Consider the following 14,018-nt stretch of genomic DNA (forward strand, 5'->3'; position numbering starts at 1 on the left):
AACAACGACGACCGCCGCCAGTGGTGGAAACAGGGAGTCGTTGTTGGGGCCACGGCCAGCAAGGCGCAAGTGCTTTTCAAGCACGAAGCGAATGCTGGGAGCCGCAACCCGGTCTTGGCGAGCGTCAGCGAGACTGAGAGGTTTTATAGGCTGCGGCCAGCTTTTCCAGTGCGGGCAGGCTGCGCTTCACCTTCTCGGTGTCGATGCAGTAGGCAAAGCGGACATAGCCCTTGACGCCGAAGGTGTCGCTGGGGACCAGCAGCAGATCGAACTCCCGGGCCTTGAGGCAGAAGGCGTTGGCGTCCTCTTCCAGCGCCTTCGGGAAGATATAAAATGTGCCGCCGGGGCGCTCCACCTCAAAGCCCAGCTCGGTGAGCTTATCGTACAGCAGGTTCATGTTCGTCTCGTAGACCGACAGATCGCTGGTGACGTCGAGGCACTCGGCAGTGGCTTTCTGGATGATGCTGGGCGGGCAGTTGTGGCCGGTGAAGCGGGAGATCTGAGCCATCATGTCCACCAGCACGTCTTCGCCCTCGCAGCCGGGCCGGACGGCCACATAGCCCAGACGTTCGCCGGGCAGGCTCAGGCTCTTGGAGAAGGAGAAGCAGGTCAGGGTGTGGGGGTAGAACGCTGCCGGGTAAGGCACCTTTTTGCCGTCGAAGGCGATGTCACGGTAGGGCTCGTCGCTGACGAGGAAGATGTTGTGGCCGAAAACTTTGCTCTTTTCGGTCAGGATGTCGGCCAGACGGCTCAGGGTCTCGGCGGAGTAGACGACGCCGGTGGGGTTGTTCGGGGTGTTGATGAGGACGCAGGTGACGTTCTCGGTCAGCATCTCTTCAAAGGCGTCGAGATTCGGCTGGAACGCCGGTGCCTGAGGCGGCACGACCTTGAGCACAGCGCCGGTCCCCTCCACATAAGGGCCGTACTCGGGGAAGTAGGGGGCGAAGGTCAGCACCTCGTCGCCGGGCTTTGTCACAGCGCGGATGGCGTGGGCGATAGCGCCCGCCGCACCGGTGGTGGGGAAAATATCCTTCTGCTCATAAGGCAGGCCGAAGGTCTTTGCCAGATGGGCCGCCACGGCGGTGCGGAAGCCCGGGTCGCCCTGACTGGGGCAGTAGCCGTGAAGGGCGACAGGCTCTTCCTCGGCCAGCAGGGTCTGCATGGCTTTGGTGAACTTGTCCGGGCAGGGGACGCTGGGGTTGCCCAGCGAGTAGTCGAACACGTTCTCATAGCCTATCTCGGCGGCGCGCTGTTTGCCGTACATGAAAGTCTCGCGGATGACGCTCTTGTGGCCCAGCATGGCGCGGTAAGTCTCGTTCAGCATAATACTTTCCCTCTTTTTCTTATTGATCCTCTTCCGGCAGAGCGGAGGCATAGCTCTGCTCCACCTTCACCATACAGCAGTATCTCGGGTCCTGCTCCTTGACGAAATTGCACATCTCGGCCAGCCGCGCGTCCTTGTCGCCGGTGTAGCCCGCCGGGAACACGAGGTCGAACAGCACGTTGGTGTGGCTGTCCCCCGGCACGATGCGCAGGTCATGGATGGACAGACGGGGGTCCATCTGGCGGGCTTTTTCCATCAAACGGCTCCGCAGGATGCCCACGGCGGCGTCCGACGTCACGATAGGGTCGTAGTGGATGGTGACCTGTAAGTGGTCTTTTTTCAGAAAATCCCGCTCGATGTTGTCGATGATGTCGTGGGCTTCCAGCGGGTCGGCCTCGGCGGGGAACTCGATGTGGAGCGAGGCGAACTGATGCCCCGGGCCGTAGTCGTGGACCATCAGATCGTGGACGCCCAGCACTCCCGGGTAGCTCATGACGGTGTGCTCGATGTGCTCCACCAGCTCCGGCGAGGGGCTTTCGCCCAGCAGGGGGCTGAGGGTGTCCATCATAAGCCCCCAGCCCGACCAGAGGATGAACGCCGCCACGGCCACGCCCATGAGGCCGTCCAGCACGTCCCAGCCCGTCAGGTGGGAGAGGACGGTGGACAGGAGCACGGCGCTGGTGGTCAGCACGTCGTTCCGGCTGTCGGCGGCGGTGGCCATCAGAGTCTCGGAGTTGATGCGCTGGCCGATGGTCTTGTTGAAGCGGCTCATCCAGAGCTTGACGCCGATGGACGCCGCCAGCACCCCCACACTGAGCCAGCTGAACACCACTGCCGTCGGATGCAGCACTTTGAGCACAGATTCTTTCAGCAGCGAAAGCCCGATGGCGAGGATGGTGACGCAGACCACGAGGCCCGCCAGATACTCATACCGGGCGTGGCCGTAGGGGTGCTTTTCGTCCGGGCCTTTGGCCGCCAGACGGAAGCCCACGAGGCTCACCACGTTGGACGAGGCGTCCGAGAGGTTGTTCAGGGCGTCGGCCATGATGGCGATGGAGCCGAACAGCGTCCCCGCCGCCAGCTTGCCCAGACAGAGCAGGAGATTGCAGGCCATGCCCACGAGGCTGGCCAGATTGCCGTAGGCCGTGCGGACGGCGGCGTTCTTGGTATCGTCCGGGTGCCGGACGAACAGACGGATGAGCAGTTGTGTCATAAAATTCCCTCTCAGCAGGTATTTCGATGCTACCAGTATAGCACTGCACTTTATGGTTTTGAAGTATTTCGGTAAAATTTTTCGGGTATGCAAAGCCCCCGGCGGGGAAGTTCCCTGCCGGGGGCGGCGTTTTTGGGGCCAAGCGCTCCTTACTTATCGGAAGGCTTGCTCAAGTCGATGCTGCGGATGATCTTGCGCACGGGCAGCACGCTCTTGGCGTTCATGGACAGCTCGTCCACGCCCATCCGCAGGAAGGTCTCGGTGAGGGCGGTGTCTGCGCCCAGCTCGCCGCAGATGCCCACCCAAATGCCGTGGCGGTGGCCCGCGTCGATGGTCATCTTGATGGCCCGGAGCACAGCGGGGTGGTGCGGGTTGAAGAAGGGCTCCAGCTTTGCGTTCTGGCGGTCCAGAGCGCAGGTGTACTGGGTCAAATCGTTGGTGCCGATGGAGAAGAAGTCGCACTCCTCGGCCAGCTCGTCGGCGATGAGGACAGCGGCGGGCGTCTCGATCATGGTACCCACTTCCATCTTCTCGTCGAACTTCTTGCCCTCAGCCCGCAGTTCCGCGCGGCACTCGTCCAGCACGGCCTTGGCGTCCTGCAGCTCCCGCAGGCTGGTGATCATGGGGAACATAATGCTCATGTTGCCGTAAGCGGAAGCGCGGAGCAGAGCGCGCAGCTGGGTCTTGAAGAAGTCCTTCCGGGTCAGGCAGATGCGGATGGCGCGGTAGCCCAGCGCGGGGTTTTCCTCGTGGTCGAGCTTCATGTAGTCCACGGTCTTGTCTGCGCCGATGTCGCAGGTGCGGACGACCACCTTGCGGGGTGCAAGGCTCTCGAGCACCTGCTTGTATGCCTCGAACTGGTAGTCCTCCGTCGGGAAGTCCTTGCAGTTGAGGTAGACGAACTCGGTGCGGAAGAGGCCGACGCCGCCGGCGTCGTTCTGCTGCACAGCGCCCACGTCGCTCATGCCGCCGATGTTGGCAAAGACGTTGATGGTCTTGCCGTCGAGGGTGGTGTTGGGCTTGCCCTTGAGCTCCTGCAGCAGTGCCTGCTTTTTCTGGTCTTCCTGCTGGCGCTTTTTCAGGCTCTTGAGCAGGTCGGGGGTGGGGTCAACGTAGACACAGGCGTTGTAGCCGTCCACGACCGCCATCTTGCCGTCCCAGTCGTCCTGGATGTCCTTGCACTGGATAAGAGCGGGGATGTTCATGCTGCGGGCGAGGATGGCGGTGTGGCTGTTGGAGCTGCCCTCCCGGGTGATGAAGCCCAGCAGCAGGCTCTTGTCCATGCGGACCGTCTCGGACGGGGCCAGGTCCTCGGCTACGAGGATGCTGGGCTCAGTACCCTGCAAAGTAGCATTGTCTACGCCCTGCAAAATGTCGAGGATGGCCTGTGCAATGTCGATGACGTCGGCGCTGCGGGCCTGCAAATAGGGGTCATCCATGGCGGCGAATACGGCGGCCTGATTGTCGCCGGCGGTCTTGACGGCGTACTCAGCGCACTTGTGCTGGCCGTTGATGATCTCCTTGATGGCGTCCACAAAGTCGTCGTCATCCAGCATCATGGCGTGGATGTTGAACACCTCGGCGATGTCCTCGCCGGCCTCGGCCAGAGCCTTCTCGTACAGAGCGGTCTGCTGGTCGATGGCCTTGGCGCGGGCGTCCTCAAAACGGGCCACTTCAGCGGCGTTGTCGGCCACTTCGGCGGCAGAGATGACGGTATCTTTTTTCTTATAGATCTTCAGCTTTCCGATGGCAATGCCATTCAGGATGCTTTTACCGGTACCTACCTGCATTGCAATTTCTCCTTATTCTTGCTGTTTTGTGTTCCGTAACAAAAAGCCCCCGCAGGACATTCCCCGCAAGGGCTTCTCATCACGCTGGGCGATCAGACGTTCTCGCTCAGGAATTTCTGGATAGCTTCGGCGCAGGCGGCTTCATCGTCGCCCTCCACCTTGATGGTAACGGTGTCGCCCTGCTTGACGCCCATTCCCATCAGGGCCATCAGCTTGCGCAGGTCGCAGGTCTTGCCGCCCTTCTCGAGGGTGGCGGTGCTGGCAAAGCCCTTGGCCACCTTGACGAGCAGACCGGCGGGACGGGCGTGGATGCCGCAGGCATCCTTAACGGTGTACTGGAATTCCTTCATGATCATTTTCTCCTTACTTCATCCGGTCCTCCTGGGCGGCTCACCCTGCCCCTCGGGACGCAGCACTCGAACCTTCTGGCTGCTGGATGTTTATCTTTATTATAAACCTTAGTCGTTCTTTTTTCACCCTTTCATATTGCCGATTTTTTATCAAAAATTTTAGTAACATTGAACAGAATCTTTCTACAGAAATACCACTACTGCACAATTTTTCTGTTTCATCGCACTTTTTTGTACAGAATGACGGTTATTCGACGGGGTATCCCTCGGCGTCTAGCGGCAGGTCGGTGTACTGCACGGGCTGCTCCTGTGCAGCGTCCGGCTCGCCGGAAGTCTGCTGGGCCTGACCCTCCGCGCCCAGCTCGCCGTCGTGGCGCTCTCCCCAGTCGCCGCTGAAATCTTCGCCCGAGGTCTGCTGGGCCTGCCCGTCGGTCAGTTCATCCTCGTGCCGTTCGCCCCAGTCCCCGCTGAAGTCCTCGCCGGACACCTGTTCGGCCTCCTGCAGGGCCATCGCGGTCTGGGCGTCTTTCAGCCCGGTGACAGTGCCGGAAGGCTTTTCCAACAGATACGCACCCACGGCCTTTTTCTTGTAGACCAGCAGCACGCCGTAGCTGCTCACATCGCCCCGGCTGGCCGCCGGGATGAGCGCTGTCCACTTCTCCACCGTCTTGCCCTTGTAACGGGCCAGGTCCATGCCGCTCTGCTGCACCACCCCATTAAAGGCCGAAAAGCTGTCGTCCCACTTGCGGGGGATCTTCACCTTGTCGGCGGTGATGGACGCGCCGTCCACGTCCAGCCCATAGCCCGTGAACCAGGTCTGGATGTCCTGCGCACTCTCGATTTTATTACTTGCCGCCGCGACAGCCACCGAGCGGGTACTGATGTACCGCCCCAGCATGGCGCTGAACACCACCAGCGCACAGCACATCGCCCCCACGCCCAGCTTCTTGACGCTTGCCTTACTCAGTGTGACCACAAACATACCCTTGCCTCCCACCCATTCAGATTTGTCCGTACAACATATGCGGGAGACTGCGGTATCATGCAAAAACGGGGCCGCTTTCCAGCCAAGGCCGCTTCTCTTTGCTGTCTCCGTTGACAAACAGGGCCGGAGAGGGTAAACTTAGGCAGAGATATTTGCAATTCATTTGCCTATGATAGATTAAAAGGAGAAATCATTATGCCGAACAATAATATCCGCACCCGTTTTGCTCCCTCGCCTACGGGTTATATGCATGTTGGCAACCTGCGCACGGCCCTGTACACCTACCTGATGGCCAAGCACGATGACGGCACCTTCATCCTCCGCATCGAGGACACCGACCAGGGCCGCTACGTGGAGGGCGCTGTGGATGTCATCTACAACACCCTGCGGGAGACCGGCCTGCTGTGGGACGAAGGCCCGGACATCGGCGGCCCCGTCGGCCCCTACGTCCAGAGCGAGCGCATGGGCATGTTCAAGCAGTATGCCGAGCAGCTGGTGGCTGAGGGCAAGGCCTATTACTGCTTCTGCACCGAGGAGCGTCTGGAAGCCCTCCACGCCGAGCAGCGCGCCCACGGTGAGATGACCCACTACGATGGCTGCTGCCGCGACCTGCCCAAGGAAGAGGTGGAAAAGCGCCTTGCCGCCGGTGAGCCTTACGTCATCCGCCAGAAGATCCCCCGCGAGGGCGTGACCGGCTTCGACGATATGGTCTACGGCCACATCGAGGTCAACAACAGCGAGATGGACGACCAGATCCTCATCAAGACCGACGGTATGCCCACCTACAACTTCGCAAATGTCGTGGACGACCACCTCATGGGCATCACCCACGTCATCCGCGGCAGCGAGTATCTGTCCTCCACCCCGAAGTATAACCTGCTGTACCAGGCTTTCGGCTGGAACATCCCCAACTACATCCACTGCCCGCCGGTCATGAAGGACGCTCAGAACAAGCTGTCCAAGCGCAACGGCGACGCCAGCTATCAGGATCTCGTTGCAAAGGGCTACCTGACCGAGGCTATCCTGAACTACATCTGCCTGCTGGGCTGGAGCCCCAAGGGCGAGTACGCCGAGCAGGAGATCTTCTCGCTGGCTGATCTGGTCAAGATCTGGACGCCGGACGGCATCTCCAAGTCTCCCGCCATCTTCGACCCCCTCAAGCTGCGGGCCATCAACGCTGAGTATATCCGCCGCCTGTCCCCCGAGGAGTTCCTCGCCAAGGCTGAGCCCTGGATCGACAGCGCCGTCCATACCCCCATCAACAAGAAGCTGCTCTGTGCAAACCTGCAGCCCCGCTGCGAGGTCCTGGGCGAGATCCCCGAGCAGCTGGATTTCTTCGACGCCATGCCCGAGTATGACGTGAGCCTCTACGCCAATAAGAAGCAGAAGACCACCCCTGAGTCCGCAAAGGAGGCGCTGGAAGCCCTGCTGCCCGTGCTGAGCGACGAGGCACTGGACTTCAATGACCGTGACACCGTCTTCGACGCCTGCAAGGCCAAGGCCGAGGAGCTGGGCAAGAAGAATGGCTGGCTGCTCTACCCGCTGGGCATCGCCCTCTCCGGCAAGCAGCGCACCCCCGGCGGCGGCACCGACCTCGCCTGCATGATGGGCCGCGAAACGACCCTCGAGCGGGTGAAGGCCGCTATCGAGAAGCTGAATGGCTGAGCCGCTTTTTGGCGAAGCGCACTACTTCTGCTGAGATTTTATCCCATCCCATCACCCCGCCAAAAACTGCGCGCACTCTGCGCTACAGTATACGCAGAAGGCGCGGGAAACAGAACAGCACAGCGTAATATTGCAAAAGATCCCCGCCGGAAAGCGGGGATTTTTTCATGCAGGTATCTTTTCGGACGATACAGCTCACAGACGGGAAAAAGCGGGTGAACGGTGCGCTCCGGGCGCGGGCGGCAGTGCGGCCTGCCCTGCGGCAGGGGAGCGCGTTCCTGCTGGGGCTGGCCGGAGGCTGGGCCGTGCTGTATGGTGCGCTGATGCCTTTCGGGCTGGGGCTGACGCTGGGCTTTGCGGAGGACTGCTTCGCTGTGGGAGCCGCCGGGGCCGCACTGGGGGTGCTGGCCCGGAGTTTCGGAACGCTGACCGTGGAGAGCGTCTGCCTGCTCTGCGCACTGGGTGCGGCGGTAGCGGCACGATGGCTCTGGCCCGGCCGATTCGTCCCGGCGGTGGCAGCGGGCTGCGGCACACTGGTGGGAAGCGCAGTCTGCTTCGCGGCGGGGGAGGAAAACGGCGTTCAGACCATCCTGTTCTGCGGCGGCGACGCCCTGCTGGCAGCAGCCGCGGGGTACGGCCTGCGGCGCTTCCCGCCCGAAAAACCGGGCATGGGCAGCCTGATCTTGTCTGCCGCTGTGGCCGCCGCACTGGGCGGGATGAGCTTTGGCCTCTTCCTGCCCGGGGTAATGGCCTGTGCGGCGGCAGAGCTGGCCCTCTGCTGCAAGGGCCTGCCGCTGGAGGCATTGGCTTTCAGCGGGGTGACGGGTGCGGCTCTGGCCGCGTCAGACCCTGCCCTTGCGCCTGCCGCCGCCGGGCTTGCCTGTGGGTGTGCCGCTGCGGCAGTGCTTGCCCCGGCGCGACGGGTGGAGGGGCTTGCGGCCTATGCGGGCGGCTGTGTGGCGGGGGTGCTCTGCATCCAGCCGCTGGCGGGGGCGTTCAGCTTTCTGCTCAGTGCCGGGGCGGGTGCGGGACTCTGCGCCCTGCTGCCCGCGGGCTGGCTGATGCCTGCCCTCAAAGAGGACGACCCGCCCGGCGACGAGCGGCCGCGCCTCTCTGCCGCCGCGACCCGGCTGGAAGCGGTGGCCGAAAGCCTCTCCTCGCTGGCGGAGACGGTGAACGAGGTGTACGACGCTTTTCCACGCCGGTGCGAGGGTTTCCGATGGGTCATCGACAACATCCACGACGGCCTTTGCGCCAACTGCGGACGGCGGGAAGTCTGCTGGAAGCAGGAGCACGCCTCCACCCTGGAAGGAATGGAGGCCCTGCGCCCCATTCTGGAAGAAAAAGGCCATCTGGAAGCGGCACTTCTGCCCGGTCAGCTGGCGCGGTGCATCCACCCGGCGGCGCTCTGCGCGGCGGGGGACAAGGCGTTTGCACTCTACCGCAGCCGCCGGGAGGCCCGCGTCCACTCCGAGGCCATGCGGACAGCCCTCACTGAGCAGTACAGCGCCGTGGCCGATGCACTGGGCGTCCTCAGCGAACAGCTGGGCCGTCCCGGAAGCCCGGAGCCCTACAAGTCTGGCCGGGTGTCGGCGCTGTTCGCTCAGCTGGGGACGCCGCCGCTGGAATGTGCTGTGACACTGGACGATTTGGGCCGCACCCGGGCGGCAGTGACGCTGCCCCGCACCCGCTTCAATGAAAAAGAGCTGGCCGCTCTGGCCGGGGAGGTGGGGCATATCTGCCGCCGCAGCCTCGAGCCGCCGCAGGTGCTCTCTTGCAAGGGGATGACCACCCTGCTCTTTGCCGAAAAGCCCCTGCTCCGGGCCGTATTCGGGACGGCGGGCGCGGCGGCGCGGGGCGAGATCTCCGGTGACGCAGTCCAGCAGTTCTGCAGTGCGGCAGCGGCCCAGATGATACTCTGCGACGGCATGGGAACGGGACGTCCGGCGGCAGTAGACGGCAACCTCGCCGCAGAGCTGACGGCACGCCTGCTCAAAGCGGGCTTTACCGCAGAGCTTGCGGCCCGGCTCGTGAACGTGGCGCTGGCGCTCAAGAGCGACGAGGAGAGCGGCGCGACCCTCGACCTCGTGAGCGTAGACCTCTATACCGGCACAGCCCGGCTCTTCAAGGCCGGTGCGGCCCCGGGCTTTCTCGTGCATGGGGGCAAGGCCCGGGCTGTGGGCGAAGCCAGCCTGCCGATGGGCATCCTCGGCGGCGTTAGCGGGCAGAGCCGGGTGGTGCATCTGGCGGCGGGGGACTATGTGGTGCTGGTGTCAGACGGCCTCTTGGTGGACGGCCCCGGCTGGGTGATGCAGCAGCTGGAACTCTCCGCTGCCAAGGCAGAACAGCCCGACGTTCTGGCGAAAAAGCTGGTGGAAGCCGCCCGCGCCCGCGCCGTCCAGCGGGGCCGTCCCGACGACATTACCGCCGCTGTCCTCCGGCTCGAAAACAGCTGAGTTGCTTTTTGGGCGGCGAGAGGGTATACTTGTCAGTATCTAGAACGATCATAGGAGAGACACATATGCTGACAGTTACAGTTGCACAGGACGGCAGCGGCGACTTCGCGTCCATCGCGGAGGCGGTGCTGGCCGTACCCTATGAGGAGGAAGCACTGGTGCAGGTCGGTCCCGGCATTTACCGGGAAAAGCTGGTCTGCGAAAAGCGCTGCATCACCCTGCGGGGGGCGGGTGCAGATAAGACAAAACTCGTGTGGGGCGACGGCGGCAAGCTGCCCCACAAGGACGGGCGGCCCACCCATACCTTCCGCAGCTACACCGCCTTTTTCAGCGGCGAAATGCTCTGCGTGGAGGACATGACGATTGAAAACGACGCCGGCCCGGGCGCGAAAGCCGGGCAGGCCGTCGCGGCCTATGTGGACAGCACCCGGGCGGTGTTCCGCCGGGTCAAGCTGCTGGGCAGTCAGGACACGCTTTTCTGCGCCCCGCTGCCCGAAAAGGAGCGGGAGAAGGACGGCTTTCTCGGCCCGCGCGGTCTTGCGCCCCGCAAACCGACCGCCCAGTACTACACCGACTGCGAGATCGCAGGTGACATTGATTTCATCTTTGGCGGCGGCGACGCCCTCTTCGAAAACTGTGTCATCCGCACGGTGGACAACCACATCCCCCACAGCTATGTCACAGCTCCTTCGGGCAAAGCCGATGGACTTGGCTTTGTGTTCTGGAACTGCGATTTCGTCTCCGACTGCCCGGCGGGCAGCGTCTATCTGGGGCGTCCGTGGCGTCCCGAGGGCAAGACGGCGGTGCTGGACTGCCGTCTCGGCGCCCACATCGCGCCGGAAGGTTTTATCGCATGGAATGACCGCACCGATACCGGCCTTGCCAGCTTTGCGGAAGCTGACAGCACCGGCCCGGGCGCAGCAGAGCGCCCGGCGTGGGTGAAACAGCTTTCCGGGCCGGAGGCGGCGGAACTGCTGGCCCACGCCCGCACCCTCTGCCGACCGAAAGCCAACTGAGGATGTAACAAATGAAAAAACTGCCGAATTTTGTAAAGTGGCTCATCATTGCCGTGGTGCTGGCCGCAATGGCCGCGATGATGGTGGCCGTGAACGACCGTGCCTCCCGGGTGGAGATGCCAATGCCGGACAACAGCCTGGGCATCTATCGCCAGACGCCTGCCACTGGAAAGTGAATCAGAAAAACGAGACGGGACTGCTGGAAAGCGGCCCCTCTTTGCTTCTTTGAGAAGTTTTTGTCGAATCCGCCCGTTTAGATTGACGAATGGCTCAACTTTTTGTATACTGAACAGGCACGAAGTTGACAGAATTTTCCTGTTTTTCCTGCACAGGAACATTTTTTGCGTTGTGTCGGTGTAAACGACGCTCATTCTGCCATCTTTCCGGACACACTGAAAAGGAGAAATGAATATGAAAACAACTGGCATCGTTCGGGGCATCGATTCTCTGGGCCGCATCGTCCTCCCCAAGGAGCTGCGCACCAATATGCACATCGACAAGGACTCGAAGCTCGAGATCTTCGTGGAGGGCGATCAGATCATCCTCAAAAAGCACCGTCCCGCCGGCAGCTGCGATTTCTGCGGTGAGCTGGCGGCCGACATGGCCCAGTATGAGGGTTACTGCATCTGCCCCGCCTGCCGGGCCAAGATCGCTGCGCTGTAAACGGAAAAGGAGAATCACATGAGTCAGATGACCGATTTCACCCTGCCCTCCTGCGTACCGGGCCGGACGCTCCATGCATTCCGCTGTGTGCCGGAGGGTAAGGTGCGGGCCATCCTACAGCTCTCCCACGGCATGGTGGAGTTCATCGACCGGTACAAGCCTCTGGCCGAGTATCTGGCCGCCCGGGGCATCCTCGTCACCGGCCACGACCATCTGGGCCACGGCGGCTCCATCCGCACCAAGGCGGATTACGGCTATTTCGCCCAGCCCGACGGCAACCGCGCCGTCCTCGACGACCTCCACGCTGTCACTGCGCTGACGAAGCAGCTCTATCCCGGCGTCCCCTATTTTCTGCTGGGCCACAGCATGGGCTCGTTCTACGCCCGGCAGTACCTTTGCGAGTGGGGCGGTGAGCTTGACGGAGCCATCATCATGGGTACCGGCTTCCAGCCCAAAGCGCTGGTCGCCACGGCCCGGGCGCTCTGCCGGGTGCTGGCCGTCTTTTTCGGCTGGGAGCACCGCAGCAAGCTGGTGGCGAACCTCTCCTTCCTCGGCTACAACAGGGGTCTCGAGGGCCGCACGCCTCAGGACTGGCTCAACCGTGACCAGGCCGAAGTGGACAAGTACCGCGCCGACGAGCGCTGCATGTTCACCTTCACCCTGAACGCCTACTACAGCATGTTCACAGGCATCCTGCGGCTGTACGACCCCGCCGTTCTGGCCGGGGTGCCAAAGGACCTGCCCCTTCTCTTCCTCGCCGGTGACGCCGACCCTGTGGGCGAGCGCACCGCCGGAGTCCGGCGGGCTATCCAGAGCCTCCGGGACGCCGGTGTCGGGAACATCGAGTCGAAATTCTACCCCGGCGCCCGCCATGAACTGCTGGTGGAGACGAACAAAGCCGAGGTGTTTGCGGACATCGCCGGCTGGCTCGAAAAACAACTGCATCTTTGAATCCAAAGCTCCTTCATCGGACTGACGATGTGGGGGCTTTTTCTTCTGGACTACGGAAAAGCGCCCCGCCGGGCGGCCCGAAAGCCGCCTGACAGAGCGCTTATAGATCCATTTTTACTTTTTGGCTGCCCAGCCGTCCACGACAGCCACAAGGGCCTTGCCCCGGCGGCCCAGAATTTTAGGCAGCAGGATGCGGGCCATGGCCCAGACACCGGAGAAGTTGTACAGGATGATGAGGGCGGTGATGATGCCCGTCCAGAGGCCGTACAGCGGCGTCTCGGCCAGCAGCACGAAAGCCTCGAACACCAGCGCGGCGGCGTTGACGAGGACACGGCCCGGGTGGACATGCATCCCGATCATGCCGTGGGCATCCATGGCGCGGAGAGTGAACACCAGCCCGAGGCCGAGGAAGGACGCATAGGTCGCACCCACAGGACCCCACCACTTGATGAAGAAGTAGTTCATGAGGCAGTTGCTGATGGCACCGGCCATCATGGTGACCATGCTGCGCTGGGACTTCTTATTCACGACATAGACGCTGTTCATGAACTGGTTGAAGCAGCTGCAGGTAGACGCCAGCACGAGGAACGGCACGAAGTGCCATGCGTAATAGTAGTTGGACTTCATGACGTGCATGACCGGGCGGCAGAGCCAGATGATGCCCGCTGCACAGCAGAACAGCACGCTGGAATAGGTGCGGAAGATCTGGGTAAAGAACTTGGCCCTCCCCTCTTCCTCGGTGACAGCCGACAGCTGCCATGCGTCGTAGAAGATAAGGCCCAGCGTCGTGAGGATGGTGGGCAGGAAGTAGCCGGTGGAGAGCAGGCCGCTCCATGCGTCGCCGCTGTGGCCGTCGAGGCCGTCGCACATCTCACGCACAAAGAACAAGTCGGAGGCGTTGATGATCCAGAAGCTTATCTGGGCCGGTATCATGGGCAGCGAGAAGTGGAGCATCTGCTTCCAGAGGGTCTTGTTGATGCCCTTCAGCTCGATGAAATCCCAGAGCTTGCCGGTGAACATCAGGAAGAGCACGCTCACAAAGTCGCCGCTGATGATGGCCAGCAGATAGCCGTTGGCCCCCCACTTGAAACCCACCAGATAGAGCACATAAAACGCCATGGTCGCCACGGTGCAGAGCACACCGTCCACGGCCACCAGCTTGTTCCACTGGCGGCTGCGCACGAACTGGGTGCAGAGGGTGCGCAGGCAGCTCATCAGGACGTAAATATAAATGAGCAGGCCGTACTGAGCCATATCGGGCAAAAACTGCGCCACCGGCCAGCAGAGCACGAGGATGCCGAAGCCGCCGAGGATGGTGAGCAGGCCGTTGGTGAACACCTGCTTTTCGCTGTTGCCCTTGTCGAGGCCGAAGCGGATGATGGCGTTGGACATGCCCATCGACACAAAGGGGATGAGCAGGTTGGCGTACTGGCTCAAAATCTTCGACAGGCCGAGGTCGGAAATCTCGGCCATCGCGTACGTCAGGAACGGCTGGACGATGAGCGTCAGCAGCTTGGACGAAAAGCTGCTGATGGCAAAGATGATGGTATTGCCGGCGAGCTTCGAATATTTATCGCCGCCGGAGGTCTTTTCGCTTTCCAAAAG

General features: G+C 62.2%; 12 protein-coding genes. 6 read left to right on the forward strand and 6 right to left on the reverse strand.

All coding sequences use genetic code 11. The features are described from left to right. Positions 1-124: 124 nt before the first annotated feature. The 5 genes from AAAU26_RS11570 to AAAU26_RS11590 all read right to left on the reverse strand — a co-directional run bounded on the left by AAAU26_RS11570 (position 125) and on the right by AAAU26_RS11590 (position 5,659). Positions 125-1,324 carry a pyridoxal phosphate-dependent aminotransferase gene (locus tag AAAU26_RS11570; protein WP_227618622.1) on the reverse strand — a complete coding sequence of 400 codons (1,200 nt, stop codon included), beginning with the start codon at positions 1,322-1,324 and terminating at the stop codon, positions 125-127. 19 nt (positions 1,325-1,343) lie between these two features. Further along, positions 1,344-2,537 carry a cation diffusion facilitator family transporter gene (locus AAAU26_RS11575; RefSeq protein WP_158395277.1) on the reverse strand — a complete coding sequence of 398 codons (1,194 nt, stop codon included), beginning with the start codon at positions 2,535-2,537 and terminating at the stop codon, positions 1,344-1,346. Positions 2,538-2,686: 149 nt separating this feature from the next. Then, on the reverse strand, positions 2,687-4,327 hold the full coding sequence (gene ptsP, locus AAAU26_RS11580; protein ID WP_227618623.1) for a phosphoenolpyruvate--protein phosphotransferase: 1,641 nt from the start codon (positions 4,325-4,327) through the stop codon (positions 2,687-2,689). Between the two features lie 92 nt (positions 4,328-4,419). After that, on the reverse strand, positions 4,420-4,683 hold the full coding sequence (locus tag AAAU26_RS11585) for an HPr family phosphocarrier protein (protein WP_149793936.1): 264 nt from the start codon (positions 4,681-4,683) through the stop codon (positions 4,420-4,422). Positions 4,684-4,924: 241 nt separating this feature from the next. Further along, entirely contained in the window at positions 4,925-5,659 is a 735-nt protein-coding gene (locus AAAU26_RS11590) for a DUF4830 domain-containing protein (protein WP_158395281.1), read from the reverse strand. A 198-nt stretch (positions 5,660-5,857) separates the two neighbouring features. Here AAAU26_RS11590 and gltX point away from each other — a divergent pair, with 198 nt between their 5' ends. From gltX to AAAU26_RS11620, 6 genes are all read left to right on the forward strand, one after another. Beyond that, positions 5,858-7,327 carry a glutamate--tRNA ligase gene (gene gltX, locus AAAU26_RS11595; protein WP_227618624.1) on the forward strand — a complete coding sequence of 490 codons (1,470 nt, stop codon included), beginning with the start codon at positions 5,858-5,860 and terminating at the stop codon, positions 7,325-7,327. Between the two features lie 167 nt (positions 7,328-7,494). Then, entirely contained in the window at positions 7,495-9,783 is a 2,289-nt protein-coding gene (locus AAAU26_RS11600) for a PP2C family protein-serine/threonine phosphatase (RefSeq protein WP_227618625.1), read from the forward strand. Between the two features lie 65 nt (positions 9,784-9,848). Continuing rightward, positions 9,849-10,799 carry a pectinesterase family protein gene (locus tag AAAU26_RS11605; RefSeq protein WP_227618626.1) on the forward strand — a complete coding sequence of 317 codons (951 nt, stop codon included), beginning with the start codon at positions 9,849-9,851 and terminating at the stop codon, positions 10,797-10,799. Positions 10,800-10,810: 11 nt separating this feature from the next. After that, a complete protein-coding gene (locus tag AAAU26_RS11610) occupies positions 10,811-10,975 on the forward strand; it encodes a hypothetical protein (RefSeq protein WP_174235877.1) in 165 nt (54 codons plus the stop codon). A 235-nt stretch (positions 10,976-11,210) separates the two neighbouring features. After that, a complete protein-coding gene (locus tag AAAU26_RS11615; protein WP_015564383.1) occupies positions 11,211-11,462 on the forward strand; it encodes an AbrB/MazE/SpoVT family DNA-binding domain-containing protein in 252 nt (83 codons plus the stop codon). A gap of 18 nt (positions 11,463-11,480) precedes the next feature. Then, complete coding sequence (locus AAAU26_RS11620; protein ID WP_227618627.1) at positions 11,481-12,413, forward strand: alpha/beta fold hydrolase; 933 nt, start codon at positions 11,481-11,483, stop codon at positions 12,411-12,413. A 114-nt stretch (positions 12,414-12,527) separates the two neighbouring features. On the opposite strand, the gene AAAU26_RS11625 is transcribed toward AAAU26_RS11620, so the two are convergent. Continuing rightward, positions 12,528-14,015 carry a lipopolysaccharide biosynthesis protein gene (locus AAAU26_RS11625; RefSeq protein WP_158402096.1) on the reverse strand — a complete coding sequence of 496 codons (1,488 nt, stop codon included), beginning with the start codon at positions 14,013-14,015 and terminating at the stop codon, positions 12,528-12,530. Positions 14,016-14,018 lie beyond the last annotated feature (3 nt).

Origin of the sequence: Faecalibacterium longum (assembly GCF_040094125.1) — a bacterium.
In the GTDB taxonomy this organism is placed as follows: domain Bacteria; phylum Bacillota; class Clostridia; order Oscillospirales; family Ruminococcaceae; genus Faecalibacterium; species Faecalibacterium longum.